This window comes from Streptomyces soli (assembly GCF_003999195.1).
GTDB classification, from domain to species: Bacteria; Actinomycetota; Actinomycetes; order Streptomycetales; family Streptomycetaceae; genus Actinacidiphila; species Actinacidiphila soli.
Genome location: NZ_RJVR01000309.1, coordinates 26,182 through 52,828, shown reverse-complemented (window position 1 = coordinate 52,828; position 26,647 = coordinate 26,182). Strand labels below are relative to the sequence as shown.

24 protein-coding genes are annotated in these 26,647 nt (G+C 72.5%); 11 read left to right on the top strand and 13 right to left on the bottom strand.

Going from position 1 to position 26,647, the window contains the following annotated elements; translation table 11 throughout:
• Window positions 1-8: 8 nt before the first annotated feature.
• Window positions 9-641, top strand: a complete 633-nt coding sequence (locus tag EFK10_RS35210; RefSeq protein WP_322973446.1) for an HD domain-containing protein — start codon at window positions 9-11, stop codon at window positions 639-641.
• A gap of 202 nt (window positions 642-843) precedes the next feature.
• On the opposite strand, the gene EFK10_RS35205 is transcribed toward EFK10_RS35210, so the two are convergent.
• On the bottom strand, window positions 844-1,119 hold the full coding sequence (locus EFK10_RS35205) for a DUF4031 domain-containing protein (protein WP_127359702.1): 276 nt from the start codon (window positions 1,117-1,119) through the stop codon (window positions 844-846).
• 5 nt (window positions 1,120-1,124) lie between these two features.
• Window positions 1,125-1,484 carry a hypothetical protein gene (locus EFK10_RS35200; protein WP_127359701.1) on the bottom strand — a complete coding sequence of 120 codons (360 nt, stop codon included), beginning with the start codon at window positions 1,482-1,484 and terminating at the stop codon, window positions 1,125-1,127.
• 63 nt (window positions 1,485-1,547) lie between these two features.
• Between EFK10_RS35200 and EFK10_RS35195 the strand changes: the two genes are divergently transcribed.
• Window positions 1,548-2,447 (top strand): MurR/RpiR family transcriptional regulator, encoded by a 900-nt coding sequence (locus EFK10_RS35195; RefSeq protein WP_127359739.1) that lies wholly within the window; start codon window positions 1,548-1,550, stop codon window positions 2,445-2,447.
• Complete coding sequence (gene murQ / locus EFK10_RS35190) at window positions 2,444-3,355, top strand: N-acetylmuramic acid 6-phosphate etherase (RefSeq protein ID WP_127359700.1); 912 nt, start codon at window positions 2,444-2,446, stop codon at window positions 3,353-3,355. Before EFK10_RS35195 ends, murQ begins: the two co-directional genes overlap by 4 nt.
• Before the next feature lie 114 nt (window positions 3,356-3,469).
• Here murQ and EFK10_RS35185 read toward each other — a convergent pair whose 3' ends face one another.
• Window positions 3,470-4,483 carry an aldo/keto reductase gene (locus tag EFK10_RS35185; RefSeq protein WP_127359699.1) on the bottom strand — a complete coding sequence of 338 codons (1,014 nt, stop codon included), beginning with the start codon at window positions 4,481-4,483 and terminating at the stop codon, window positions 3,470-3,472.
• Window positions 4,484-4,619: 136 nt separating this feature from the next.
• Window positions 4,620-6,713, bottom strand: a complete 2,094-nt coding sequence (locus EFK10_RS35180; RefSeq protein ID WP_127359698.1) for a HelD family protein — start codon at window positions 6,711-6,713, stop codon at window positions 4,620-4,622.
• Window positions 6,714-6,977: 264 nt separating this feature from the next.
• Here EFK10_RS35180 and EFK10_RS35175 point away from each other — a divergent pair, with 264 nt between their 5' ends.
• Window positions 6,978-7,184: a hypothetical protein gene (locus EFK10_RS35175; protein ID WP_127359697.1), complete on the top strand. Its 207-nt coding sequence runs from the start codon at window positions 6,978-6,980 to the stop codon at window positions 7,182-7,184.
• Here EFK10_RS35175 and EFK10_RS35170 read toward each other — a convergent pair.
• Window positions 7,148-8,788, bottom strand: coding sequence for a DNA repair helicase XPB (locus tag EFK10_RS35170; protein ID WP_127359696.1), 1,641 nt, complete (start codon window positions 8,786-8,788; stop codon window positions 7,148-7,150). The genes EFK10_RS35175 and EFK10_RS35170 overlap by 37 nt on opposite strands.
• Before the next feature lie 254 nt (window positions 8,789-9,042).
• On the opposite strand from EFK10_RS35170, the gene EFK10_RS35165 reads away from it, so the two are divergent.
• On the top strand, window positions 9,043-9,591 hold the full coding sequence (locus EFK10_RS35165; RefSeq protein WP_127359695.1) for a VanZ family protein: 549 nt from the start codon (window positions 9,043-9,045) through the stop codon (window positions 9,589-9,591).
• Here the strand turns inward: EFK10_RS35165 and EFK10_RS35160 are convergent.
• Window positions 9,554-11,995, bottom strand: a complete 2,442-nt coding sequence (locus EFK10_RS35160; RefSeq protein WP_127359694.1) for a helicase-associated domain-containing protein — start codon at window positions 11,993-11,995, stop codon at window positions 9,554-9,556. The genes EFK10_RS35165 and EFK10_RS35160 overlap by 38 nt on opposite strands.
• 352 nt (window positions 11,996-12,347) lie before the next feature.
• Here EFK10_RS35160 and EFK10_RS35155 point away from each other — a divergent pair, with 352 nt between their 5' ends.
• Both EFK10_RS35155 and EFK10_RS35150 read left to right on the top strand, forming a co-directional pair.
• Entirely contained in the window at window positions 12,348-13,280 is a 933-nt protein-coding gene (locus EFK10_RS35155; RefSeq protein WP_127359693.1) for a hypothetical protein, read from the top strand.
• A 17-nt stretch (window positions 13,281-13,297) separates the two neighbouring features.
• Complete coding sequence (locus EFK10_RS35150) at window positions 13,298-13,936, top strand: HAD family hydrolase (RefSeq protein ID WP_127359692.1); 639 nt, start codon at window positions 13,298-13,300, stop codon at window positions 13,934-13,936.
• Here the strand turns inward: EFK10_RS35150 and EFK10_RS35145 are convergent.
• Entirely contained in the window at window positions 13,915-14,136 is a 222-nt protein-coding gene (locus EFK10_RS35145) for a hypothetical protein (protein WP_127359691.1), read from the bottom strand. The genes EFK10_RS35150 and EFK10_RS35145 overlap by 22 nt on opposite strands.
• A gap of 168 nt (window positions 14,137-14,304) precedes the next feature.
• Here EFK10_RS35145 and EFK10_RS52885 point away from each other — a divergent pair, with 168 nt between their 5' ends.
• Window positions 14,305-14,688, top strand: a complete 384-nt coding sequence (locus EFK10_RS52885) for a cold-shock protein (RefSeq protein WP_127359690.1) — start codon at window positions 14,305-14,307, stop codon at window positions 14,686-14,688.
• A 22-nt stretch (window positions 14,689-14,710) separates the two neighbouring features.
• Here EFK10_RS52885 and EFK10_RS35135 read toward each other — a convergent pair whose 3' ends face one another.
• The 4 genes from EFK10_RS35135 to EFK10_RS35120 all read right to left on the bottom strand — a co-directional run bounded on the left by EFK10_RS35135 (window position 14,711) and on the right by EFK10_RS35120 (window position 18,517).
• Window positions 14,711-15,595: a 1,4-dihydroxy-6-naphthoate synthase gene (locus EFK10_RS35135; RefSeq protein WP_127359738.1), complete on the bottom strand. Its 885-nt coding sequence runs from the start codon at window positions 15,593-15,595 to the stop codon at window positions 14,711-14,713.
• Between the two features lie 14 nt (window positions 15,596-15,609).
• Window positions 15,610-16,377, bottom strand: coding sequence for a futalosine hydrolase (locus EFK10_RS35130; protein WP_127359737.1), 768 nt, complete (start codon window positions 16,375-16,377; stop codon window positions 15,610-15,612).
• Window positions 16,378-16,382: 5 nt separating this feature from the next.
• Window positions 16,383-16,865, bottom strand: coding sequence for a hypothetical protein (locus tag EFK10_RS35125; RefSeq protein WP_127359689.1), 483 nt, complete (start codon window positions 16,863-16,865; stop codon window positions 16,383-16,385).
• A gap of 290 nt (window positions 16,866-17,155) precedes the next feature.
• Window positions 17,156-18,517, bottom strand: a complete 1,362-nt coding sequence (locus EFK10_RS35120; protein ID WP_127359688.1) for an MFS transporter — start codon at window positions 18,515-18,517, stop codon at window positions 17,156-17,158.
• 225 nt (window positions 18,518-18,742) lie between these two features.
• Here EFK10_RS35120 and EFK10_RS35115 point away from each other — a divergent pair, with 225 nt between their 5' ends.
• From EFK10_RS35115 to EFK10_RS35105, 3 genes are all read left to right on the top strand, one after another.
• Window positions 18,743-19,624 carry a DUF3027 domain-containing protein gene (locus EFK10_RS35115; protein WP_127359687.1) on the top strand — a complete coding sequence of 294 codons (882 nt, stop codon included), beginning with the start codon at window positions 18,743-18,745 and terminating at the stop codon, window positions 19,622-19,624.
• A gap of 413 nt (window positions 19,625-20,037) precedes the next feature.
• Window positions 20,038-23,193 (top strand): sacsin N-terminal ATP-binding-like domain-containing protein, encoded by a 3,156-nt coding sequence (locus EFK10_RS35110; RefSeq protein ID WP_240677662.1) that lies wholly within the window; start codon window positions 20,038-20,040, stop codon window positions 23,191-23,193.
• Entirely contained in the window at window positions 23,181-23,753 is a 573-nt protein-coding gene (locus EFK10_RS35105) for a hypothetical protein (RefSeq protein WP_127359686.1), read from the top strand. The genes EFK10_RS35110 and EFK10_RS35105 overlap by 13 nt, the downstream gene beginning before the upstream one ends.
• Before the next feature lie 11 nt (window positions 23,754-23,764).
• On the opposite strand, the gene EFK10_RS35100 is transcribed toward EFK10_RS35105, so the two are convergent.
• Both EFK10_RS35100 and EFK10_RS35095 read right to left on the bottom strand, forming a co-directional pair.
• Entirely contained in the window at window positions 23,765-26,161 is a 2,397-nt protein-coding gene (locus tag EFK10_RS35100) for an HAD-IC family P-type ATPase (protein ID WP_127359685.1), read from the bottom strand.
• 75 nt (window positions 26,162-26,236) lie between these two features.
• On the bottom strand, window positions 26,237-26,515 hold the full coding sequence (locus EFK10_RS35095; RefSeq protein WP_127359735.1) for a DUF2530 domain-containing protein: 279 nt from the start codon (window positions 26,513-26,515) through the stop codon (window positions 26,237-26,239).
• Window positions 26,516-26,647 lie beyond the last annotated feature (132 nt).

Sequence of the window (26,647 nt, the reverse complement as noted above, 5' to 3'; positions counted from 1 at the left end):
CTGGACGTATGACTGCCACCCTCCCGGAGCGCTGGTCCGAGCTTCTGCGCCGAGTGCAGACCGAAGACGTGGACCCGACCCCGTACGGCCGGGACCTGCTCGCCCGCTGGGCGGAGCCGCAGCGCCGGTACCACACCACCGATCACCTGGGCGCGGTCCTGGACCGGGTCGACGAGCTGGCCGGGTATGCCGACGACGCGGACGCGGTCCGGCTGGCGGCCTGGTTCCACGACGTGGTCTATCTGCCGGACCGCTCCAGCAACGAGGAGCGCAGCGCGCGGCTGGCCGAGCGCGCTCTCCCGGAGGCGGGGGTCCCAGCCGCCGTCACCGCCGAGGTCGCCCGCCTGGTGCGGCTCACGGTCAGCCACGATCCGGCCGAGGGCGACCACAACGGCGAGGTGCTGTGCGACGCCGACCTGGCGGTGCTGGCCGGCGGCCCGGCCGCGTACGCCGCTTATGCGGCAGCCGTCCGCCAGGAGTACGGCTTCGTGCCCGACGGCCTCTTCCGCGCGGGCCGCGCCGACGTCCTGCGCCAGCTGCTGGCGCTGCCCCGGCTCTTCCGTACGCCCGAGGGCTACGACCGCTGGGAGCGCACCGCCCGCCACAACCTCGGCACGGAGCTGGAGCTGCTCACGGCCTGAGGCCGGCCCGCTCGCGTACTGCCGCCGTCGATGCCGGTGGGGTCGCGGTGCAGGCCCTTCTGGACGATGGAGGCGAGCCCCGTCTCGCGGCGTTGTGCGAGACGGGGGCAGCGGCGGCCCGCGAGCAGATCGATCTCCTCGTCGTCGGGCCGGGTGGCGTGCACCGCGGTATGCGGCTCGGATTGGGGTCGTCAGGTCCGGTTCAGGCCCGGGGGAAGAAGTCCCGCTTGGGGCGGCGCAGTCCCGCCTCGGTGAGCCTGCGCAGCAGCTCCTTACTGCCGACCTCGATCGCGCCCTCGGCGACGGCGGTGACGTAGCGGTCGCTCGGCACGTCGTAGTGGTCGCGCTCGAAGGCCCTGCGGGGCGCGCCGATGCGGGCGGCGAAGGCGTGCAGCTCGTCGTACGAGACGTCGCTGACGAGGTGTGACCACATCCGGCCGTGGCCGGGCCAGGTCGGCGGATCGATGTACAGGGCCATCGGCTTTACAGGGCCCCCTTCAGGGCGCCCACGGGCGCGACGACCGCCCCGGCCGCCTCGCACACCCAGTGCGGGTCCGGGCCCAGCTCGGGTTCGACGGCCAGCGCGTGCGGGCTCTCGCAGAGCGGGCAGACCGGCCAGCGGCCGTACCGCTCCAGGAGGGCGTCCTGTACGTCCTGTGCGATCAGGGAGGCGACGAATTCCGCGCCGTCCGGCCACTGCTCGACCCACCAGCGTCGCTGCGCGACAGCGTCCTCGACCAGCGAGACGACCTCGGCGTCGGCGACGTCCGCCGCGGCGAGGTCGGCCAGGATGAGTGCGCGGGCGGTGTGCAGAGCGCGTTCCGGTGCGCCGTCCAGGTTCATGCCTCCATTGTCCCTTGACGCTCGCGGGCCTTCGAAAATATCTTTCACCCTGTGACTGAGCTCATGAAGGAAACCTTCAGTGGCAGTGGGGCGCTGGCCGCCAAGTTCCGGACGCTCGCGCCGTCCATGACCCGCTCGATGCACCGCGTCGCCGAGGCCGTGGCCGGAGACCCGGCCGGCTGCGCGAAGCTGACCGTCACCGCCCTCGCCACCCGCACCGGCACCAGCGAGGCGACCGTCGTGCGCACCGCGCGGCTGCTGGGCTACCCCGGCTACCGCGATCTGCGGCTCGCCCTCGCCGCACTGGCCGCCCAGCAGGCGGCGGGCGCGCCGGCCGCCGTCACGGCGAACATAGCCGTGGACGACCCGTTGCCCAGCGTCGTGGCCAAGCTGGCCCACGACGAGCAGCAGTGCCTCGCCGACACCGCCGCCCAGCTCGACCTCGCCCAGCTCGAAGCGGCCGTCGGCGCCCTGGCCACTGCACGCCGCACCGACGTCTACGGCATCGGCGCGTCCAGCCTCGTCGCCCAGGACCTGGTCCAGAAGCTGCTGCGGATCGGCCGGATAGCCCACGCGCACAACGACCCGCACCTCGCCGTCACCAACGCCGTGCAGCTCCGGCCGGGGGACGTCGCCGTCGCGATCACCCACTCCGGCAACACGCACGACGTCATCGAGCCGCTGCGCGTCGCCTTCGACCACGGCGCCACCACCATCGCCGTCACCGGCCGCCCCGACGGCGCGGTCACCCAGTACGCCGACCACGTCCTCACCACCTCCACCTCCCGAGAGAGCGAGCTGCGGCCGGCCGCCATGTCCAGCCGGACCAGCCAACTCCTGGTCGTGGACTGCCTGTTCATCGGCGTCGCGCAGCGCACGTACGACACCGCGGCCCCGGCCCTGTCCGCGTCGTACGAAGCGCTGGCGCACCGCCACACCCCCCGGAGGAACCACGCCCGATGACGGACGACGCCTTCGCCGCCCTGACCACCGAGGCCTTCCGCCCCGAGCTCGCCGAGATCGACCGGCAGCCCACGCTGGAGATCGCCCGCCTCATGAACGCCGAGGACGCCGGCGTCCCGGCCGCGGTCGCCGCGCAACTCCCCGCCATCGCCGCCGCGATCGACGCCATCGCCGCCCGCATGTCCCGCGGTGGCCGCCTCGTCTACGCCGGTGCCGGCACGGCGGGCCGCCTCGGCGTCCTCGACGCGAGCGAATGCCCGCCCACCTTCAACACCCCGCCCGAGCAGGTCCTCGGGCTCATCGCGGGCGGCCCCTCCGCCATGGTCTCCTCCGTCGAAGGAGCCGAGGACAGCAAGGCGCTCGCCGCCGCCGACCTCGACGAGCTCAAGCTGACCCCCGACGACACGGTCGTCGGCGTCGCCGCGTCCGGCCGCACGCCCTACGCCGTCGGCGCCGTCGAGCACGCCCGCGCCCTCGGCGCTCTGACGGTGGGGGTTTCGTGCAACGCGGGCTCCGCGCTGGCGGCTGCCGCCGAGCACGGCATCGAGGTCGTCGTCGGGCCCGAATTCCTCACGGGGTCAACGCGGTTGAAGGCCGGAACGGCGCAGAAGCTGGTCCTCAACATGCTTTCGACCATCACGATGATCCGGCTGGGGAAGACGTACGGGAATTTGATGGTCGACGTGCGGGCCTCCAACGAGAAGCTTCGGGCCCGGTCGCGGCGGATTGTCGCCCTCGCGACGGGGGCGGGGGCGGAGGCCGTCGAGGCGGCGCTCGCCGCCACGGGCGGTGAGGTCAAGCCGGCGATCCTGGTTGTCCTGGGCGGAGTTGACGGCCCCACGGCCGCGCGTCTGCTGGCGGACGCGGGTGGCCATCTGCGGGCCGCGCTGGCGTCCGCGGTGCGTTGACCTCTCCCCCAGACCTTCGTCTGGGTGGGGGTCCCCCCCGGACGGAGTCTGGGGGAGAGGACCCCCACCACCCCGCCCCTTCCCGAAACCAGGGGGCTCTTCCCCAAACCTTCGCTAACGGCGCCGCTGCGACGCGTCGCTCAACGCCGGCGGCACGTAGTAGTTGTCGGCGGGGTTGAGGTCGGTGCCGGGAGGGACGATGGCGTCGATGCGGTCGAGGGTGGCGGAGTCGAGGGTGACGTCGGCTCCGGCGAGGAGGTCGGTGAGTTGGTCGGCCGTGCGGGGGCCGATGATGACGGAGGTGACGGCGGGGTGGGCACGGACGAAGGCGGTGGCGAGATGGGTGAGCGGAAGCCCCGCATCCGCCGCGACCTTCTTGAGCCCGGCGACAGCCTCAAGCTTGCGTGCGTTCTCCGGCACCGTCACGTCGAACTTCTGCTGCTCCAGCGCGGAGCGCCCCGTGCCGGCGGTGACGTCGCGGCCGGACAGCCAGCCGGCGCTGAGGGGGCCCCAGGTTAGGACCCCCATGCCGTAGCGCTGGGCGGCGGGGAGGACGTTGGCCTCGATGCCGCGGGCGAGGATGGAGTACGGCGGCTGCTCGGTGCGGAAGCGGATGTGGCCGCGCCGTTCGGCTGTCCATTGGGCCTCGACGATGTGGTCGGCGGGGAAGGTGGAGGAGCCGATGGCGCGCACTTTGCCGGACCGTACGAGGTCGGAGAGAGCGGAGAGGGTCTCGTCGATGTCGGTGGTGGGGTCGGGGCGGTGGACCTGGTAGAGGTCGATGTAGTCGGTGCCGAGGCGGCGGAGGCTGTCCTCGACCGCCCGCATGATCCAGCGCCGGGAGTTGCCACCGGTGTTGGGGTCCTCGCCCATGGGGTTGTGGAACTTCGTGGCGAGGACGACGCCGTCACGCCGGCCGCCCTTCAGCGCCTTGCCGACGATCACCTCGGACTCGCCCGCGCTGTAGATGTCGGCCGTGTCGACGAAGTTGATGCCAGCGTCCAGGGCCGTATGGATGATCCGCACCGAGTCGTCGTGGTCCGGATTGCCCCACGGGCCGAACATCATCGCGCCGAGCGCGTACTCGCTCACCGAGATGCCGGTGCCGCCCAGAATCCTGCGCTTCATTTCGTGATCTTCCTCCGTCGGGAGCAGATGCTTCGAGCATCACACTTCCCTCCCGAGGCCGCACGGACCAGGCCCGGTCCAGCCGGGGTCTGCCAGTACCAGGCTGGGCCCGGGCGATACTCGACGTATGGGTCACCTACACCGCCGTGCCCGGCTCCCCGTCGGCCGCCGCGTTGAGGTTGCTGAGTTGCTCCGGTAGCGGCGCGGCGTGGACGACCGCGAGGCCGGAAACGGCCCTGGTGAGGGCGACGTAGAGGCGCCGCAGGCCGGTGCGCTCGTCGGGTTCGCCGTCGACGACGGCGGCGGGCTCGTCCAGGACGACGTAGTCGTACTCGAGGCCCTTGGCGAGCGTGGCGGGGACCAGGGTGAGCCGGGCCTCGGCCGAGGTCTCCTCGCCGGGGGCGAGGCAGGCGAGCCCTTCGGCGGCGAGGGCTTCGGCGAGGGCGGGGATGCGGGCGTCGGCGGCGATGAGGCCGACGGAGCCCTCGTGGCGGAGGGCGTCGCGGCAGGCGTCGAGGACGGCCGCGTCGAGGCCGTCGACGGGGACGGCGCGTACGGAGAAGTCGCCGGGGCTGTCGCGTACGGAGGTGGCCTCGGTCAGGCCGGGGGCGATGGCGGGCAGCAGCCGGGAGGCGTACGCGATGACGGAGCGCGGGACGCGGAAGCCACGGGTCAGCTCCTCGACAGCGGCGCCGGGCTTGCCGAGGTGGGCGAGGGCCTCCTCCCAGGTGGCGGTGGCCCAGGGGGTGGTGCCCTGCGCGATGTCGCCGAGGACGGTCGCGGAGCCCGTCGAGCAGCGGCGGCCGACGGCGCGGTACTGCATCGGCGAGAGGTCCTGGGCCTCGTCGAGCACGACATGGCCGAGGGAGTGCGTGCGCTGGACCAAATCCGTCGCCTCGTCGACCAGCACCGCGTCGGCGGCGGACCAGCGCGCGGAGGCCAGGCCTCTGGCCGGTTTGGCCCAGAGGATCTCCTTCCGCTCCTCCTCGGTGAGGATCCCGTCCGCGCATTCCGCCAGGAAGTCCGCGTCGGAGAGCAGCCGGAGCACCGTTTTTGCCGGGTCGACCGGCGGCCAGACCGCCTTCACCGCGGCCTTCACCGCCGCGTTCCGGGCCACCGCGTCCTGCACGCGGTCGTCGGGCGCCTCGCCGGACTGCTCCATCCGTACGAGCACGGCGTGGGCGATCCGCTGCGGCAGCGCCTCGCGGGCGGCCCCGTAGCGGATGTCACGGTCCATCATCTCGCGGACCAGTTCCTCGATTTCGTACGCCGGGATGCGCCAGCGTCGTGAGCCGCGCACCACGACCACCGGCTCGGTGGGCATCCGGATCCCGGATCGTACGGCCCTGCGCAGCACCTCCGCCATCCGGGCGTCGCCCTTGATGCGCCCGGCGGCCACGGTGTCCCTGCCCCCGACCGGCACGTGGGCGACCAGGTCGTCGACGGTGGCCTGCTTGATGCCGATCTCACCGAGAGCGGGCAGCACCTGCTCGATGTAGTTCAGGAACGACGCGTTCGGACCGATGACCAGCGTCCCGGTGCGCGCCAGGCGCTCGCGGTGTGCGAAGAGCAGATACGCCACCCGGTGCAGGCCCACCGCCGTCTTCCCGGTGCCGGGGGCGCCCTGGACACAGACCGTGCCGCCGATACCGGCACGCACGATCTCGTCCTGCTCCGGCTGGATCGTCGCCACGATGTCCCGCATCGGGCCGACGCGCGGCCGCTCGATCTCCGTCTGGAGCAGCGCGCTCGTCGTGTCCGCCTCCGCCGGGTCGGTGAGGTGCTCGTCCTCGTACGCGGTCAGCTCACCGCTGGTGTAGCCGAACCGGCGGCGCAAGGCGACATCCTGCGGATCCTTGCGGGACGCCCGGTAGAAGGGCTGGGAGACCGGCGCGCGCCAGTCGACCACCATCGGGTCGCCCTCGGCGTCGTGGACATGGCGCCGCCCGATGTAGAAACGGTTGCCGGCGTCGTGAAGGACGTAGTCCAGCCGGCCGAAGAAGAGCGGCGTGTGGGAGAGGTCCGCGAGCGCCTTGATCCGCAGTTCGATCTGGTGCTGCAGAACCTCGGCGGCGACCCAGCCCGCCGTCACATCCCGGATGTCGAGTGCTTCGGCGTCCTCGCGCATCGCGCGCAGCGCGGCCCGCGACCCCAAGAGATGGGCGCGCTCACGGGCGAGGGGGTCGGCTGGGTCGTCGGTGCTTGTGGACGTGGGGGCGTGCGAGGGCACGGCTTTGCCTCCGGCGGTACGCGATGGCGGTCTGGCGGGGAAGCCGGCCGGTTTCCGTCCGGTCGGTGGCGCTCCCGTGCAGGGGAGGCGGCAAGACGGAAGAGCTTACGCGGGCAGGCCCGGCATAAGCGAATGGTTTTCCGGGGTGGACCTGAGGCTGATCCCGGTCCTTCGCTTGTCCGACTATGGGCTGATGCAGTGGGCACCGGTCTTTACCCCCATGGACGGATGTGCTCGGACCTGGCGAATTCCTACATTGGAGACATGGCTAGCGCAATGACTCCCCCCGTAAGGGGCAGCTCGGCCCTCGGGCCGGAATCTGCCCGCCACCACCTCGCCCACCTTCTCGGGACCGCACTCCGGGCGATAGGCATCTTCGCCGACACCGTCTTCCGCGTCGTCCTGCTCGGCGCCGACGGCACACACCCGCAGCGTCAGGCCAGCAGCTCGTCGGCGTCCACGATCCGGTAGGCGTACCCCTGCTCGGCCAGGAAGCGCTGCCGGTGGGCGGCGAAGTCCTGGTCGATGGTGTCGCGGGCGACCACCGAGTAGAAGCGGGCCTCATGGCCGTCGGCCTTCGGACGCAGGACACGGCCGAGGCGCTGGGCCTCCTCCTGCCGGGACCCGAAGGTGCCGGAGACCTGGATGGCGACGGTCGCCTCGGGCAGGTCGATGGAGAAGTTGGCGACCTTCGAGACGACCAGCACCGAGATCTCGCCCTGCCGGAAGGCCTCGAACAGCTTCTCGCGCTGTGCGTTGGAGGTCTCGCCCTTGATGACCGGCGCGTTCAGATGCTCGCCGAGCTCGTCGAGCTGGTCGATGTACTGGCCGATGACCAGCGTCTGCTCGCCCATGTGCTTGGCGACCAGCGCCTCGGTGACCTTCCGCTTGGTCGCCGTCGTGGCGCAGTAGCGGTACTTCTCCTCGGTCTCGGCGGTCGCGTACGCCAGCCGCTCCGCGTCGGTCAGATTGACGCGGACCTCGACGCAGTCGGCGGGCGCGATGTAGCCCTGCGCCTCGATCTCCTTCCAGGGGGCGTCGAAGCGCTTGGGCCCGATGAGCGAGAAGACGTCCGACTCGCGGCCGTCCTCGCGTACGAGGGTCGCGGTCAGGCCGAGCCGCCGCCGGGCCTGCAGATCGGCGGTGAACTTGAAGACGGGGGCAGGCAGCAGATGCACCTCGTCGTAGACGATCAGGCCCCAGTCGCGGGAGTCGAAGAGCTCCAGGTGCGAGTAGACGCCCTTCCGCTTGGTGGTGAGGACCTGGTACGTGGCGATGGTGACCGGCCGGATCTCCTTCTTCGTACCGCTGTACTCGCCGATCTCGTCCTCGGTGAGTGACGTGCGCTTGACCAGCTCGTGCTTCCACTGGCGGGCGGAGACGGTGTTGGTGACCAGGATCAGGGTCGTGGCCTTGGCGGTGGCCATCGCGCCCGCCCCGACCAGCGTCTTGCCGGCGCCGCAGGGCAGCACCACGACGCCCGAGCCGCCGTGCCAGAAGCCCTCGACGGCCTGCTGCTGGTAGGGGCGCAGGGCCCAGCCGTCCTCGGCCAGCTCGATGGGATGGGCCTCCCCGTCGACGTAACCGGCGAGGTCCTCGGCGGGCCAGCCGAGCTTGAGGAGGGTCTGCTTGATCTGGCCGCGCTCGGAGGGATGGACGGCGACGGTGTCGGCGTCGATCCGGGCGCCGACGAGGGGGATGATCTTCTTCGAGCGGAGGATCTCCTCCAGCACCGGGCGGTCGGTCGAGGTCAGGACCAGGCCGTGGGTGGGGTGCTTGGCGATGGTGAGGCGGCCGTAGCGGGACATCGTCTCGGCGACGTCGACCAGCAGGGCGTGCGGGACGGGGTAGCGGGAGTGCGCGACGAGGGCGTCGACGACCTGCTCGGCGTCATGGCCCGCGGCGCGGGCGTTCCACAGGCCGAGCGGGGTCACCCGGTAGGTGTGGATGTGCTCGGGGGCACGCTCCAGCTCGGCGAAGGGCGCGATGGCGCGGCGGCAGGCGTCCGCCTGGGGGTGGTCGACCTCCAGAAGTAGCGTCTTGTCGCTTTGGACGATGAGGGGCCCGTTGTTCACGCCGCCGCCCTTCCGGTTTCCGGTTTGCGCTCGGTGCGCGCGATTCGGGACAAGCCTCCAGTGTCCACCATCGGCGGAGGCCCGTGAGGTGCGTATGGATGTTGGGGGCGGGTAGTCGTCTGCCCGTGACACGTCAAGCCTTGCGAGTCCGAAGAGAAAAGCCGGCGTCAGGTGCCGGCAAGACCACCCGGAAGTCCCGGACGCCCGGGCCCGCCCGGCGATCACCGCTGGCGGCACTTGCGCGATGGCTGTCGATGGCGGTGGCTTTCGCCCTGATGGTGGCCTTCGCCGCCCTCCTCGCCAGAGCGACGCTCGAGCCCTCGTACGCCTCCAAGGGCATCGCCCACTCCAACGTGCACCCCGGCGCTTCGCTGCGCCAGTACTTCCAGCAGTACACCGTCATGGGCGCACTCCGCCAGGTCGGCGGGAATCTGCTGCTGGGGGTGCCCTTCGGGGTGCTGCTGCCGGTGCTGGCGCCGAAGGCGCGGGGCGTGTTCCGCGTGCTGCTCACCACGGCTGTGGTGATGCTGCTGGTCGAGCTGGTGCAGGGCGCAATCGTGACGGGGAGGGCCTTCGACATCGATGACGTCATCCTCAACACGACCGGCGCGCTGCTGGGGTACGTGGTGCTGGGCAGGTGGCTGGGGCGGAAGGTGCATCGGGTACCGGAGGCGCCGGTTGAGGCCCCCGCCAAGGCCCCCGCGAAGGCCCCGGCAAAGGCCCGCGTCAAGCAGCGGCCGCTGGCGGACCGCGTCAAGGACCGCTTCAGGCGGGGTCGTCAGCCAGCTCGGCAACGCCCGTGATGCGGTGCAGGGCGAAGGTGCGAACCTCTTCGGCGGTGTGGTCGTACGCGGTCACGAAGCCGCCCTCGACCCGGACCGGGCCGATGACGCGCTGGCTGGCGGCGCCGTCCGCGTTGACGTAGCCGATCCAGACGGACTCGCCGGTGAGGACCGCCGCCTGCATGGTGGCCAGGGTCTCGGCGGCGGCGCTGCGGGGGAGCCCGTTCGTCGCCGGCGCCGGGACGGTCGGCCGGTGGACCGCCGTCGAGGCCCGGTCGCCGGCCCGGATCGCCCTCACGGCCGCCCCGAGCAGCGTTGCGGCGGGCGTCGGCGGACCGTCGTTGACGGGGGTGGGCGCGGACCGGGGCGGGGTGCGGCGGGCATCGGCGCGGGTGATCAGGACGTCCCCGTCGGCGGATTCGGCGGCCGGTGCGAAGCCCATCGCGCGCAGCTTCTCCAGCAGCGCTGACGGATCGCTCTGCGCGGCCAGCACGGTCGGCGCGAGGCGGCGCAGGCCCAGCCCCGCCGCGCGGCGGTCGGCCAGCAGCTCGCTGAGCAGGGCGTCGTCGTCGCAGCGTACGTACGCCGATGCCGCGCCCACCCGGAGCCGGCCGTGGCGGCGGGCCACGTCGTCGATCAGGTAGGTGAGGGGCTGCGGGACCGGGGTCCGGGAGTGCGCGGCGAGGAATTCGTGCAGCTCGGCGGCGGTCCGGCCCGCGTCCAGGGCACGGCGTACGGAGCCGGGCGTGAAGCGGTAGACCGTCGCGCCGCCCTTCGACTCGATGTCGGCCAGCACATTGAGGGTCTCGGCGAGGTGGGGCTGCAGCGGGCCGGGGGCGATCGCGGTGAGGTCCGCCTGCAGGAGTACGTGGTCCAGCGGCGCGGGCAGGAGCGGCGCGAGCGTCGCGGCGGCGGCTTCCACGGGGGTGCCGGCCTCCAGGAGGCGGCGGGCATGCTCGGCCAGGGCGCCCCGGCCGGTGAGGCCGAGGAGTTCAGCCTCCGTGACCGTCCACCGGACGAGGTCGGCGCGCAGGCTGTCCGGCCCCGCGTTGCCGCGCAGCGGCCGCTCCCAGCGCACGCGCTCCAGTAGCGCGTCCGGGGTGGCGGAGGCGCCGCCCGGCAGCCCGGCGAGCAGTTCCAGGACCCGGCGCCGCACCTCGGGGGCCAGCGAGCGGTCCAGCTCCGGCCCGAGCGCGGCCAGGGCGCGGCCCTTCGCGTCCTTCCCGCCGACCAGCCCCGACGTGCGGGTCGCGGCGAGCCAGGCAGTGGCCAGGGCGGTCCACCGCTCCTGGGTGGGCAGCCTCAGCCAGTCGTCGTACGCGGGCGTGGGCGCGTACGCCTCGTCCAGCTCCCCGTCGGTCGCCAGCAGCCCGGCCGCGTAGGCCAGTTCCAGCCAGAACGCGGCCAGGTTCTCCGGTACGTCGAGGGTCGCCGCAATGCGCTTGAGGTCGCGCACGCTCAGGCCGCCGGCGCGCAGGACGGGCGGGCTGTTGAGCTCCAGGTGCTTCAGCAGCTCCTCGGTGGTCCGTACGGCCGCGAAGGCCTGGCCGGCCGCCGTTCCGTCCACAGCCTGTGGATCGTGCGGCGTGGGGGTCACCGGGGGCGGCGTCGGCTCGGTGTCGCGGTGCGCCCGGCCACCACGCAGGTGCAGGGCCACTTCCCTGGGCAGCACGACGTTCTTCGGGCCGGAGGGCAGCAGCAGCGCCCGGTCCAGCAGCCAGCGGATGTGCGCCTGCGTCGCCGTGACGTCGGTGACCTCGCCGTACGGCGGCCCCCACGTCAGCCTCGCCAGGACTGCCGCGGCCTGCTCCGGCGCCTCCGCGAGCACGGCCCCGAGGCGTTCGCGGTCCTGGAACAGCTCCGTCAGCGACGCGACCGCGCTCACCGGGTCATGCGTCGGCGGCAACCCCGCATCCGCCAGCAGCTGCTGCAGCCTCCCCGGCGACATCCGCCCCTGGCCTGCGGCATGGGGAACCGCAGCCGTCGCCTCGGACACCGTCGGCCCCAGCCCCGTGGGCGACGGCGCCCCCGCGGCCGGCGCCAGCAGGTCTCTGGCCGTCCGGATCAGCCGCAGCCGCTCATCCCCCCATAGCAGCGCCAGCCCGCGGAGCGTGTCCACTGCGTGGGGCAGCGCGGCGTCCGTCGCCTCCGCGTCGTCGCCCCTCATCAGGCCGCGCAACGTCTCGTACGTGCAGTCGTCCGGCGCGATCGCCAGCGCCTCCGCTGTCTGCAGCGTGAACCGGTCGAGTCTCTCCAATGCCCGGACTACGGAAGCGCGCGTGCCCGCGCGGGTCGCCAACTGCGTCAGGTCATTCGGCACCGGATTGAGCAGGTCAGGGCGTGCCTGCAGGAGCGCCCGCAGGGCGTCGTCACCCCGGGCGCGGAGAGCCTCCGCGAGCGTGCGGGGCCGTTGCGTGCTGCTCATCCCATCCACATTAGCCGCGCCGGTGCCGGGTGCGGGCCTGAGCATGCCCTGTCCGGCGCCGGTCCCCCTCTTGTCCCGCGCCTCTCGCGCCGTTCGGCCCTTGGGGGCCTCCCGGGCTTCGGGACGGCTGCGTCGGACTCTCCCCCAGACACCGTCTGGGGGAGTGCCCCCACCGGACGGAGTCTGGGGGAGAGTGCCCCCTCCGCCGTGCCGGGGCTGCCGCCGCGCCCTTGCTGGGTGAGTGGCTGGGGTTGCGTTGGCGCCTGTGGGTCCGTGGGCGGGGTGGGGGATTCAACGCACCGGCCGCACCAAAGGCCTGGGAAGCCCACCCGGCATGGGCCAGAATCGACCCGTGGGCGTTGAGAGTGATCACCTGATTTACGACTATCTGAGCCGGGTCGGCGACCTGGCCCAGACCGCGTTGCCCGCCGCCCAGAGGATGCGGCTCGTGGCGCAGCTGCGGAGTGACATCGACCGGCAGCGCAGCAGAAGCGGGAGCGACAGCCCGGCGGCGGTGCGGCGGATTCTGGGCAGGTTGGGGTCGCCGGATGAGGTGGTGGGCGCCGCGGCGGGGGCGGCGCAGCCGCAGGAGGAGGCGCCGCAGCCGCAGCCGGGGCCGAGGGAGGCGGCCCGGGCGGAAGTGCCGCGCCAGGCGAAGGCGTTGGAGGACGAGGAGTGGTGGCGGCTCAATGGGCCGCAGTCGCTGCGGCGGCCGATGCTGCCGGGGGAGGAGCTGGAGGGGCTCCGCGGGATGACGGGCGGCGTGACGATCCCGTCGGCCGAGGAACTGGAGGCCGAGGAGGCCAGGAAGACCAAGGCAGCCGAGGACGCGAAGGAAGAGGACGAAGCCGAGGAGTCGGAGCCGGAGCGGTCGTCGCGGTGGCGGAGGCTGCGGGAGCGGCGGCGGCCGGTCGTCGAGGAGGCCGAGGAGGTCGTCGTCACGGCGGCGCCGCGGCGCCGGGCGGCGTGGCTGGAGATCCTGGCCGCGGTGCTGCTCGTGGCGGGGGCGGTGATCGGCTCGTGGCTGGCCCTGGGCGCGGGATGGCTCATCGCGTACTACTCGCCGACGCTGTCGCGCCGGGAGGCGAAGTTCGCCGCGCTGACCCTGCCGGGGCTGGTGGCGGGCGGCGCCCTGGTGTGGCTGTGGGGCCGGTTCGACCACCGCTGGGGTGAGCCGATTGCGCAGGGGCATATGGGTACGGCGATCGGCGACGCGTTCCCGGTGGTGGTGCGGGTCGCGGCGGTCGCGTCGGCGGCCTTCCTGGTCTGGCGGAGCCGTCGGTGAAACGGGGCTCTGCGAGAATGGCTGCTATGGCCATGCAATCCGCACTCACCGTCGGTTTCGACCTCGACATGACCCTCATCGACTCACGCCCCGGCATCAAGGCCGCCTTCGAGGCGCTCTCCGCCGCGACCGGCGTGTACGTGGACGCCGACCTGGCTACCACCCGGCTCGGGCCGCCGCTGGCGGAGGAGCTGGCGCACTGGTTCCCCGCCGAGGACATCCCGGCCATCTCCGAGGTGTACCGGCAGGAGATCTACCCCGTCCACGCCATCACCGGCACCTTCGCCCTGCCCGGCGCCCGGGAGGCCGTCGAGGTGATCCACAGCGTGGGCGGCATGGCCGTGGTCGTCACCGCCAAGTACCAGGCCAACGCCGAACGCCACCTGGAGCACCTGGGCATCGCCGCGGACGCGGTGGTGGGCGACCTGTGGGCCGAGGGCAAGGGCGCCGCGCTGATCGAGTACGGAGCCACGGTCTACGTCGGCGATCACATCGGCGATGTGCGCGGAGCCCGTACGGCGGGTGCGCTGTCCGTCGCGGTGGCCACCGGGCCGGTCAGCGCAGCGGAACTGCGCGCGGCGGGCGCGGATGTGGTGCTGGCGGACCTGACGGAGTTCCCGGAGTGGTTCGAGGGCTACTTGCGGGAAGCGGCCTGAGCCGAGCGCAGCAGCCCGGCAAGGGCCAGCGCGAAACCGACCGCCATCAGCATCGACACCAGGTACGCGGCCGTCGGAAGCGGGTCCGAGCCGAGGAAGAGCGGGGCGATGGTGGCCAGTGTGCCGAGCGCGCCGATGATGAAGACGACCGCGCCGGCGCGGACCAGCAGATCGCCCGCGTTGTTGGTTTCATGCGTCACCCGACAAGGGTAGGTCGCGTCCAGGAAACCGCAGCGCATTGGCCAAATGAGAGGCATCACAGCGTCTGGACACACGCCCCGGGGCCATTAGCCTATGGGCAGCGGGTCTACGGATGGACCCGCCTTCGGTTTCACCCCCTTTCACTACATCTGAGGACGAGGTCGGACGTGCCTACCGGCAAGGTCAAGTGGTTCAACAGCGAGAAGGGCTTCGGCTTCCTTTCCCGCGACGACGGCGGCGACGTCTTCGTGCACTCCTCCGTGCTCCCTGACGGGGTGGCCACGCTCAAGCCGGGCCAGCGCGTGGAGTTCGGCGTCGTCGCCGGCCAGCGCGGCGACCAGGCACTCTCGGTGACCCTCCTCGACCCGGCACCCTCGGTCGCGGCCGCGCAGCGCCGCAAGCCGGACGAGTTGCTCCCGATCGTCCAGGATCTGACGACGCTCCTCGAGGACGTCGCGCGCTCGCTGCAGCGCGGCCGCTATCCCGACAAGGCCCACGGCAACAAGATCGCTTCCGTGCTGAGGGTGGTCGCCGACCAGTTGGACGTGTAGCCCTGGGACGTCCGGTCGGGCGTCAGAATTCGAGTGCGTGCGGGCCGAGGGGCGGTACCAGTCCCTCGGCCGCCGCACGTGTGAGCAGCCCGCGCACCGCCGCGTAGCCGTCGTCCCCGAGGGCGGCGGTGAACTCGTTGACGTACAGCCCGATGTGCTGGTCCGCGACGGCCGGGTCCATCTCCTGGGCGTGGTCGAGGACGTACGAGCGCGAAGCCTCGGGCTCGTCCCACGCCATCAGTACGGATTGCCGGGCCGCCGCCGCGAGATCATGTAGCCGGGCCTCGCCGAGCGAGCGCTTCGCGATGATCGCGCCGAGCGGGATCGGCAGCCCGGTCGTGGCCTCCCAGTGCTCGCCCATGTCGGCCAGCTTGTGGAGGCCGTAGTTCTGGTAGGTGAAGCGGGCCTCGTGAATGACCAGTCCCGCGTCCACGTGGCCGTCGCGGACCGCCGGCATGATCTCGTCGAACGGCAGCACCTCGATCTTGCCGATCCCGGCTGGGGGTCCTCCCCCTGGCTTCGCCGGGGGCACCCCCACCGCCGAAGGGAGGGGGCCGACGGAGGCCGCCGCCCAGAGGCGGAAGAGGAGGTACGCGGTCGAGCGCTCGCTCGGCACGGCGACCGTCTTCCCGGCGAGGTCGTCCGCCGTCCCCGGCTCGCAGGTGAGTACGAGCGGGCCGCAGCCACGGCCGAGGGCTCCGCCGCAGGGCAGCAGCGTCCACTCGTCGAGGACGTACGGCAGGACCGCGTACGACACCTTGAGGATGTCGAACTCGCCGCGCTCGGCCATGCCGTTGGTGATGTCGACGTCCGCGAACGTCACGTCGATTTCGGGCGCGCCGGGCACCAGGCCGTGCGACCACGCGTGGAAGGCGAACGTGTCGTTGGGGCACGGGGAGTGTGCCATCCGCAGTGCCTCGGTCACGGTTGAGCCTCCCAGGCGTCGAGTACGGGGGCGGCGGCACGGAACGCGTGCGCCAGCTCGGTCAGGGCGCGGCCGATCTGCCATGCCGAGCGGTCGCGGGGCCCGACCGGGTTCGAGATCGCGCGGATCTCGAGGACCGGGATGCCGTGGGCGGCCGCGGCCTCGGCGACTCCGAAGCCCTCCATCGCCTCGGCGGCCGCCCGTGGGTGACGTACCGTCAGCTCGGCGGCGCGGGCGGCGGTGCCGGTCACGGTGGAGACGGTGAGGACGGGGGCGTACGCGGCCCCGAGGGCCTCGGCGATCGTCCGCGACAGCTTCTCGGGCGGGAGGTGGGTCGCACGCCCGAAGCCGAGTTCGTCGATGGGCAGAAAGCCCTCCGGCGTCTCCGCGCCCAGGTCGGCGGCGACGATCGCGTCCGCGACGACGACCGACCCGACGGGCGCGGCCGACGGGAAGCCGCCGCCGATTCCGGCCGATATCACCAGCCCGTACGGCCGGTCCTCGGCCGCCGCGATCGCCAGCGCGGTGGCGGTACCGGCCGCGGCGGCTGCCGGGCCGACCCCGGCGGCGAGGATGTCGGCGGCCGATACGCAGCCCTGGCCGGCCGACCCGGAGCGGCTGCCGGGCGGCGGGCCGAGGTACGCGGCGCGCTTCAGGACGTATCCCGGCAGGTCCGGGGCCTGGACCGGCGCGAGCGTGCGCAACAGCCCGGTGGCGACGGCGTCGGCCTCCGCCGCCACGGCGGTCACGATGAGCACGCGGATGGGCACTAGTCCTTCTTGACGAGCTTGACCTGCCAGACGCCGAGGTAGGCCTTGGCGTTCGCCCCGGCTGTCTCGATGATGTTCAGGGTGACGCTGTTGGTGCTGGCGCCGGTCGACGCGTCGGTGAACAGCGCGTCCTGCTCACCGAGCGACCAGTAGGTCTTGTTTGTCAGCACGTTCGTCTTCGGCGTCAGCCCCGCGGCCACCAGCCAGCCCTTTTTGGCGACGGCCGGGTCGACGCCGATATGCACCTCGTCACCCGCGCCAACGGTGATCGTCTTGGTGGGCTTGACCATGTTCAGGCAAGCGGTCAAGGCGGTGGTGGTGAGGTCCTTGCCATTGCCGTAGCACTTGGTGTTGGCCTCGGTGGTCACTGTCTTGTCGCCCACGGTGACGGTCGCCAGCGGGGTCGGCTTCTCACACGCGGAGAGGGCGACCAGCCCGAGGGACACGGCACCGATGACGGCGGCACGGCGGCGAATGCTCATGGTGGTGAGGCTACCCGGCGGCCACCGCCCGCCCGCGCCCGGGTGCGCGTGTTCCGGTTTCGACGCCTCCCGCCCAGGGCCTGTCCGGCGGATCTCCGTGGGAGAAGGAGCGGGGACTGGCGCCTGCGATCGCAAGGCGGTGGGGGCACTCTCCCCCAGACTCCGTCCGGGGGGACCCCCACCAGCCTTCGGCCGGTGGGGGTGCCCCCGGCGAAGCCAGGGGGAGGACCCCCACCCAGCCGCCAGGCTGGGGGAGGCACGCGACGCCGCGGAGATCGGCCGGACAGGCCCTACGCCGCGCGGGTATGGGGCGCGCGGGTCGGGCCGCTCAGGCCGCGCAGAGCGACGACGAAGCCGAGGGCGACGACGGTGGCGGCGACCGACATGCCGACCGTGCCGTTGAGGGGGAGGACGATGCCGAGGGCGCCGCCGATGACCCAGGCGAGCTGGAGGGCGGTCTCGGAGCGGGCGAAGGCGGAGGTGCGGGACTGCTCGGGAACGTCGCGCTGGATGGTGGAGTCCAGCGAGAGCTTGCTGAGGGCCTGGGAGATGCCCGCCACGGCGGCGACCAGAGCGATGGTCAGCGTCCCGTACCAAGCGGCGGCCGCGGCGGCGGCGGTCAGCGCGCAGAACAGCGCCGTGGCGATGATCTTCTCGGGGAGGCGGGCCCGCAGCCACGAGCCGAGCGCCGTGCCGAAGGCATTGCCGACCCCGGCCGCCACGACCACGACACCCAGCGAGAAGGCCGCACTCAGCCCGCCCAGCGGGTGCTCGCGCAGCAGAAACGCCAGGAACAGCGTCAGGAACCCCGACAGAAACCGCAGCGCCGCATTCGCCCCGAGCGCGCTGAGGACCGCCGGTCCGACACTCCGCAGCCCCTTCGCCGGGCCGTCGGCGCCCAGATACTCACCGGAGCTGAGCTCCGCCCGGGCCTCGCCCTTCGAGGAGTCGACCTTGTGCGGCAGCGAGAAGGACAGCAGCGTGCCGCCCACGAAGATCACGAACGCCCCGTAGAGCGGCGCACCCGGCGAGATCAGATGCAGCAGGCCGCCCAACGGCGCCGCGACCGCCGTCGCCAGCAGCCCGGCCAGGGTGACCCGGGAATTGGCCTTCACCAGGGTCGTACGGGCCGGGAGCAGCCGCGGCACGACCGCGCTCCGTACGACTCCGTACGCCTTCGACCCGACCAGCACGCCCAGCGCGGCCGGATACAGCTCCAAGCCGGCCGTTGACACGACACTCGCCATCGTCCAGGCGAGGATCGCCCGGACCAGCATGGACACCGCCATCGCGGCGCGCCGACCGTGCGGGATCCGGTCGAGCAGCGGACCGACCACGGGCGCGAGCAGCGCGAAGGGGGCCATCGTCACGAGCAGGTACAGGGCGACTCGGCCGCGGGCCTCACCGGTCGGGACCGAAAAGAAGATCGTGCTGGCGAGCGCGATCGTGATCAGCATGTCACCGGCGGAGTTCACTGCGTGCAGCTCGATGAGTTTCGCCAGGCCGGACTCGCCCGCGCCGCCCGCGTGGGTATGGCGGCGGATGCGGTGGCGCGTCGCGCTACCGCTGCGGTGCGCGGCGCGCGCGACGGCAAGCCCCGCTTTGCGAATCGGTCCGGGTCCGGACGTCACCGTGCGTGCCACGCAGGCCATACTGCCCCACGGGACGGCATCTCTACCCGATCCACACCCCATCCTTTGCGCATGCGGTGCGCACCGATAGCGTGCGATCCCGCAGAATAGTGTCAACAGGTGCGCCCGAGGTTGTCCGGAAGGTGGCGTCGACGCGGTCCTACGGTCCGCTCCGCCACCGCCCGCCCTCCGGTCGGCGCACGCGTGAAACGGCGTAGGAGAGAATCGATTCTTGTGAGTGCTGCGATGCGAAGCCGTACCCCTGACCGCCTGTGCGCCGAGGCCGTCGATGTCGCTCTCTCGGCGGCCGAGGAGGCCTTCGGGGCCGACGCGGTCGGGGACCACCTCGGGGCGGTGGCCGAGGGAGAACGCGTCGTCACGCACCTGTTCGAGTGCCGTGAGCCGGCCTACCGGGGGTGGCGCTGGGCGGTGACAATCACCCGCGCGGCGCGCGCCAAGGCGGTCACCCTGGACGAGACCGTCCTGCTGCCCGGCCCCGAGGCGGTGCTCGCGCCCGAGTGGGTTCCCTGGAGCGAGCGACTCCGTCCGGGTGACATGGGCCCCGGCGATCTTCTGCCGACCGAGGCCGAGGATCTTCGGCTGGAACCTGGCTGGACCGGCGAGGACACCCCGCCGCCGAACTCCGTCGTCGCCGAGCTCGCGGAGACGGTCGGCGAGGACGACGTCGCCCTCGAATCCACCGATCTGCCGGCCGTCGGCACGATCGGGGCGGTCGCCCTGGAAATCGGCATGGGCCGGCCCCGGGTCCTCTCGCGCTACGGGCTGCACGCCGCCGCCGACCGCTGGGAGGAGAAGTTCGGCCCCAAGACCGCCATGGCCCAGGCCGCCCCGGCGCCCTGCATCACCTGCGGCTTCCTCGTCCCCCTGGCGGGCTCCCTGCGGCAGGCCTTCGGTGTCTGCGCGAACGAGTTCTCGCCGGCCGACGGGCACGTCGTCTCGCTCGCGTACGGCTGCGGGGGGCACTCGGAGGCGGCGGTCATGCCGAAGCCTCCGCGGCCGGCGCCGCCCGTTCTCGACGAGACCGCCGTCGAGCCGCTTCCTCTTCACCCCGACCGCCACGGCTCCGTCGAGGACGGCGGGCCGGCGGAGGAGTTGGGCCACTCCTAGCCTGCGGCGCCGTCCGCACTCGGTTCGGCCCCAGCCCCCGAGAGCCTTTCGGGCTTCGCCCGGTGCGCTTGGGCAGTTGGACGGTTGCGGGTGCGTCGGCGGCTTTCCGCCGGTGGCCGGGTTGTGTCAGCCCCCCAAAGCTTCCTTTGGGTGGGGGTCCTCCCCCAGCCTGGCGGCTGGGTGGGGGTCCCCCCGGCCGAAGGCTGGGGGAGTGCCCCCACCGCCCGAAGGCTGGTGGGGGTCCCCCCGGACGGAGTCTGGGGGAGAGTGCCCCCACCCCCAGCGGAACGTTCTCCCACAACCCGGTAACGGGAGGGTGGGTGGGCGAAAAGGCCCCGGGGCGGCGGCCCGCGTGCGCGGGGTACCTTCGCCGGACAAGGGTTCGGCAGAACATTCGCAGAGGGAGAGACGACGTGAGCGGCACGGGAGTGGTGCGGCGGGAGCCGGAGGGCGGGGCTGATCCGTTCGGGACCGCGCGGCTGCGTCGGGGCGTGCTGGACGCGTGGGGTGCGTCGCCGGCGAGGTTCCGGGAGGACGCGAACGCCGAGGAGGACCTCGCGCTGGGCGGCTACCGGGACCGGCTGGTCATCGAGCTGGCCCAGAACGCGGCAGATGCCGCCGTACGGGCCAAGACGCCGGGCCGGCTGCGGCTGACGTTCCGTGAGGGCGTGCTCGCCGCCGCCAACACCGGCGCACCGCTCGACGCGGCAGCCGTGGAGTCGCTCTCGACCTTGCGCGCGAGCGCCAAGCGGGAGGACACCGAGGAGACGGTCGGCCGCTTCGGCGTCGGCTTCTCCGCTGTACTGGCCGTCAGTGACGAGCCCGCCGTTGTGAGCCGTACCGGCGGCGTGCGCTGGTCCCTGGCCGAGGCCCGCGATCTGGCCGCGCATGTCCCGGCGCTCGAGGACGAGCTGCGGCGCCGTGACGGCCATGTCCCGCTCCTGCGCCTGCCGCTGCCCGCCGAGGGCACCGCGCCGGAGGGGTACGACACCGTGGTCGTGCTGCCGCTGCGCGACGGCGCGGCCGAGGATCTCGTACAGCATCTGCTCGCCGGGATCGACGACGCGCTGCTGCTGACGCTCACCGGCCTGGACGAGGTGGTCGTCGACACGCCGGAGGGTGTACGGACGCTGACCCGCCGCCAGGACGACGAGGCGGTCGTCATCGAGGACAGCGCGAGCGGTACGACCCGCTGGCGCACCGTCACCGAGGCCGGCCGGCTCGACGCGGCGCTGCTGGCCGACCGGCCGGTGGAGGAGCGGCTGCGGCCGGTGTGGTCGCTGACCTGGGCGGTGCCGGTGGCGGCGGAGGGTGCGCCGGAGCGCCCCCGGACGACGCCGGTCGTGCACGCACCGACGCCGACGGACGAGCCGCTCGGCCTGCCCGCCCTGCTGATCGCCTCGCTGCCGCTGGACCCGACCCGGCGCCACGCCGCGCCGGGCCCGCTCACCGACTTCCTGATCGAGCGGGCCGCCGAGGCCTACGTGAAGCTGCTGCGCGAATGGCGGCCGGTCGGCCCAGGCATCGTGGATCTGGTTCCCGGGCCGCTGGGCAAGGGCGAGTTGGACGCGGAGTTGCGCCGGCACGTGGTCGCCGCGCTGCCCCGCACCGCGTTCCTGCCCCGGGCGGTGGCGGCGGAGGAGGGCGACCCGGAGGCGCTGCGGCCGGTCGAGGCCGAGGTGCTGGAGGGCGCGAGCGCGGCGACCGTGGAGGTGCTGGCAGAGGTCTTCCCGACCCTGCTGCCCTCCGGGCTCGAGCGGCGCCCCGAACTGCGCGTCCTCGGCGTGGCGCGGCTGCCGCTGGGCGAGGCGATCGACCGCCTGGGCGGGGCCGAGCGCCCCGCGCCCTGGTGGCGGCGGCTCTACGACTCCCTCGCCGGCACCGACCCCGACCGGCTCAGCGGGCTCCCCGTGCCGCTCGCCGACGGCCGGACCGTGGTCGGGCCCCGCCAGATCCTGCTTCCGCTGCCCGAGATGGACACGGTGTACGGGGACTCCGACCCCGCCGCCCGTGACGCGCTGCCCGCCGCCGCCGAACTGGCCCGGCTCGGCCTGAAGGTGGCGCACCCCGAGGCCGCGCACCCCCTGCTCGAAAAGCTGGGCGCCACCCCGGCGACCCCCCGGGCCGTGCTGACCACCCCGCAGGTGCGGGCGGCCGTCGCCGGCTCGCTGGACGCCGACGAGTCCTGGGACGACGGCGACGCCGGGGGCGCCGCCCTGGACGCCGAGGAACTGGCCGAGGTCGTGCTCGGTCTCGTACGGGCCGCCAACCTCGCCCCCGGTGACGAGCCCTGGCTCGGCGCCCTGGCCCTTCCCGACGACGAGGGCGAGTTGGCCCCCGCCGGTGAGCTGGTCCTGCCCGGCAGCGCCTTCGAACGGGTCATCCGCGAGGGTGAACTCGGCGCCGTGGACGCCGACCTGGCCGACCGCTGGGGCGAGCAGCCGCTGACCGCCGTCGGCGTCCTGGCCACCTTCGCGCTCGTCCGTGCCGCCGATGTGGTCCTCGACCCGGACGAGCTGGAGCCGCGCGAGAGCGACTGGGCAGAGCCGGACGACGTGGGTCTGCTGGACGCCGTCGACGTGTGGTGCGAGGACGTCCTGGACCACCTCCCGGAGACCGACGTGCCGCCCGTCGCCACCGAGATCATCGCCGTCCGCGACCTCGACCTGGTCGACGACGACGCCTGGCCGGAAGCCCTGGCCATGCTGTCCCGGCCGCCGCTGCGCGACGCGATCACCCAGCCGCTGCGCGTCCTGCTGCCCGACGGCACCACCGAATCCGTACGCTCCTACGCCGCCTGGTGGCTGCGCGACCACCCCGTCCTCGACGGCCGTCACCCCGTCGGTCTCCGCGCGGCCGGCGGGGACTCGCTGCTCGCCGGGCTGTACGACGAGGTCGAGGCGGGCGCCGCCGACGAGCAGGTCCTGCGCGCTCTCGGTGTACGCACCTCCGTCGCCGCCCTCCTCGACGAGCCCGGCGGCGCCGCCGAGGTGCTGGCCCGCCTCGCCGACCCCGACCGCCCGGTCACCCCGGCCCAGTTGCACCGGCTCTACGCGGAGCTGGCCGCCCTCGACCCCGAGCAGGTCACCCTCCCCGACGAGCTCCGGGCCGTCGTCGATGGCCGAAACGTGACCGTCGTCGACGCCCCCGACGCCCTCGTCGCCGACGCCCCCGACCTCCTTCCCCTCGCCACCGGCCGCCCCCTCCTCCCCGTCCCGCCCTTCCGCGCGGCCGAGCTGGCCGAGCTCTTCCAGGTGAGCCGGCTCAGCGAGGCCTACGCCGCACCGGTCACGTCCCAGGGCGAACCGCGCGATGTCCCGGACTCCGTCAGGGAGTTGCTGCCGGGCGCCCCGCTCACGTACATCGAGCACGAAGAACTGCTGGTTGAAGGCGACATCGAACTCGACTGGCGCTGGGTCGACGGCGTCCTCCACGCCGCCACCCTGGAGGGCGTCGCGGCCGGTCTGGCGTGGGCGGCCGGGCAGTGGCAGCGGCGCTTCGAGGTCGCCGCGCTGCTGGAGGATCCGACCCGGACCGAGGAGCTGGCGCGGGACCGTTGGTTCGACTGACAAGCGAATCCGACGGGCGACTACGTCGTCGTGCGGTAGCCCCGGCTTGTTACTACTGGCACGCGGCGACGTGCACTTCCGCCGGCAGTCATAGGTACACCTGCAAGGCGACGATCACCATCGACCCCCGGGAGGAGGTCTTCAAGAACGCATACGCGGACGACTGGAAGGTCCACGCCCAGGCCACGGGCAAGGACGGTGACATCTACGGCGACTACTACGGCACCGTCAAGATGAAGCGCGCGACGAAGCTGGGCGTCGATGCCTCGCCGGAGCCGGTGAAGAAGGGCCGGACCCTCACCGTCAAGGGCAAGCTGACCCGCGCGAGCTGGTCCGGCACCAACAAGTACACGCCCTACGGCAAGCGAGACGTGAAGCTGCAGTTCCGCAAGAAGGGCAGCTCGACGTACAGCACCGTCAAGACGGTGAAGTCCAGCAGCACGGGGGCGCTGAAGACCAACGTCACTGCTCCCGCCGACCGCTACTGGCGCTGGAGCTTCGCGGGCACGTCGACCACGGCGGCGAAGACAACGGCCGGCGACTTCGTCGATGTTCGGTAATTCACGTAAGTTCACGCGCTCCGCGCCGGGTTGCCGTCTGCCACGGCGGCCCGGCGCCACGCGACCTCCAGGAGGACGGACGCGGCCGCCGCCACCGCCACGGCGGTCCAGGGCCCCTGCGTGCCGACCAGCTTGAGCGCGAAGAAGGTCTGCAGCCCGGGTGTGGCGAGGACAACGAGGAAGGCGGCGCCCATGGCCAGGACCAGGAGGATCCGCCACCAGGTGTAGGGGCGGGCCACGATGGCCAGGACCCACATCGAGACCAGGAAGAGGGTCAGGGTGGCCGCGCTCGTCTCGGCGTCGAGGGCGCCGGGGCCCTGGTAGTGGTGGCGGGCCAGCAGGTAGGTCACGAAGGTCGCGGCGCCCGCGATCACGCCGGCCGGCATGGAGTAGCGCATCACGCGGCGTACGAAGTGGGGCTGGGCGCGCTCCTTGTTGGGGGCCAGGGCCAGGAAGAAGGCGGGCACGCCGATGGTGAGCGTGGAGAGCAGCGTCAGATGGCGGGGCAGGAAGGGGTAGGGCACCTGGCAGATGGCGACGAGGATGGCGAGCAGCACCGAGTAGACGGTCTTGGTCAGGAAGAGGGTCGCGACGCGCGTGATGTTGCCGATGACGCGGCGGCCCTCGGCGACGACCGACGGCAGGGTGGCGAAGCTGTTGTCGAGCAGGACGATCTGGGCCACGGCCCGGGTCGCCTCGCTGCCGGAGCCCATCGCGACGCCGATGTCGGCGTCCTTCAGGGCCAGTACGTCGTTGACGCCGTCGCCGGTCATCGCGACCGTGTGGCCACGGGTCTGGAGCGCGCCCACCATCTCCCGCTTCTGCTGCGGGCTCACTCGGCCGAAGACGGCGGCCTTGTCGAGTTCCGCCGCCATGGTGTGCGGGTCGGCGGGCAACTGGCGTGCGTCTACCGGCTGTTCGGCTCCGGGGAGGCCGAGTTTGGCGGCGACGGCGCCGACGGAGACCGCGTTGTCACCGGAGATGACCTTGGCGTGGACGTCCTGCTCGGCGAAGTAGCGCAGCGTGTCGGCGGCGTCGGGGCGCAGCCGCTGCTCCAGGACGACCAGGACAGTCGGCGTGGCGCCGTTCGCGACCGCCGGGTCGAACAGCTCGATGCGGCCTGGGCTGTTGTGGACGCGGGCGAGGAGGAGGACGCGCAGGCCCTGGTCGTTGAGCTCATCGACCTCGCGCAGTGCCGGATCGCCGGCCGGCAGGAGGATGTCGGGGGCGCCGAGCAGCCACGTACTGGTGTCGCCGTCGGGGTCGTTGAAGGTGGCGCCGCTGTATTTGCGGGCGGAGGAGAAGGGCAGCGATTCGGTGTAGCGCCAGTAGGGGTCCGGGTAGGTGGCGATGATCGCCCGCAGGCTGGCGTTGGGGCGCGGGTCGGCGGCCCCGAGGGCGCCGAGGACCCGCTTGACGTACTCCTCGTCGGCGCCGCTGAGCAGCCGCAGGTCGGTGACGTCCATGCCGCCCTCGGTCAGGGTGCCGGTCTTGTCCAGGCAGACCACGTCGACCCGGGCCAGCCCCTCGATGGCGGGCAGCTCCTGCACCAGGACCTGCTTGCGGCCGAGCCGGATGACGCCGATCGCGAAGGCGACCGAGGTGAGCAGGACCAGTCCTTCCGGGACCATCGGCACGATGCCGCCGACCATGCGCAGGACGGCCTCGCGCCAGTTGTGCCGCTCGACGACGAGCTGGCTGACGATGAGCCCGATGGCGGTTGGCACCATCATCCAGGTCACGTACTTCAGGATCTGGCTGATACCGCTGCGCAGCTCGGAGTGGACCAGCGTGAACCGGGCTGCCTCTTCGGCGAGCTGTGCGGCGTACGCCTCCCGGCCGACCCTGGTGGCCCTGAAGGCGCCGCTGCCGGCGACCACGAAGCTGCCCGACATCACGCTGTCGCCGGGGCGTTTGACGACCGGGTCCGCCTCGCCGGTGAGCAGGGATTCGTCGATCTCGAGGCTCTCCGCCTCCACGACCTCACCGTCGACCACGACCTTGTCGCCCGCGCCGAGCTCGATGACGTCGTCGAGGACGATCTCGGAGGTCGCCACGGGCGCGGCGACCCCGTCCCTGCGGACCGTGGGTTTCGCCTCGCCGATGACGGCGAGGCTGTCGAGGGTCTGCTTGGCGCGCCACTCCTGGATGATGCCGATCGCGGTGTTGGCGACGATGACGAAGCCGAACAGACCGTCCTGGATCGGCCCCACGGCCAGAATGATCAGGAACAGCACACCGATGATCGCGTTGAACCGCGTGAAGACGTTGGACCGTACGATCTCCGCCAGCGAGCGCGACGAACGCACCGGTACGTCGTTGACCTCCCCACGCGCGACCCGCTCCGCGACCTGCGCCGCGTTCAGCCCGGCTTGTGGAATGACCTCGAGCTCCACGCGATCCGTCATGAATTCGACGGTACGTGCGGAATCGCCCCGGCACCTTCCGAGCCCCCTGCTGTGCGGGAGATCTCGGGGTCGGTGTCATTCCTGAGGCTGATCCGAGGTGTCGTCCTTGGCAGCCGCGCGGCGTAGTGCGTCGCGCCGGGCGCGTACGTAGCGCAGGCCGATGAGGCCGAGGCCGGCGCCGGCGAGGCAGGTCCAGATCCACCAGGCGTGGCCGTGGGCGGCGTACCAGCCGTAGAAGGGCACCTGGACGACGAAGAGGGCGAACCACACGATCGTGCCGATCGTGACGGTCGCGACGTCGTTCGCCTCCAAGGGCTCGGGCGCCTCGCGCTCCGGCGTCGTCCACTGGCTCAGTCGCATGTGCACAGGGTATGCGCTCCAGCCAGTCATCTACGCGCGGAGATAGCGTTTAAGCCGTTCATATGTTCATACTGAAACGCTCCGGGTCTGACCGGAATCATTCGTAGAAACATCTGAACCCGCACC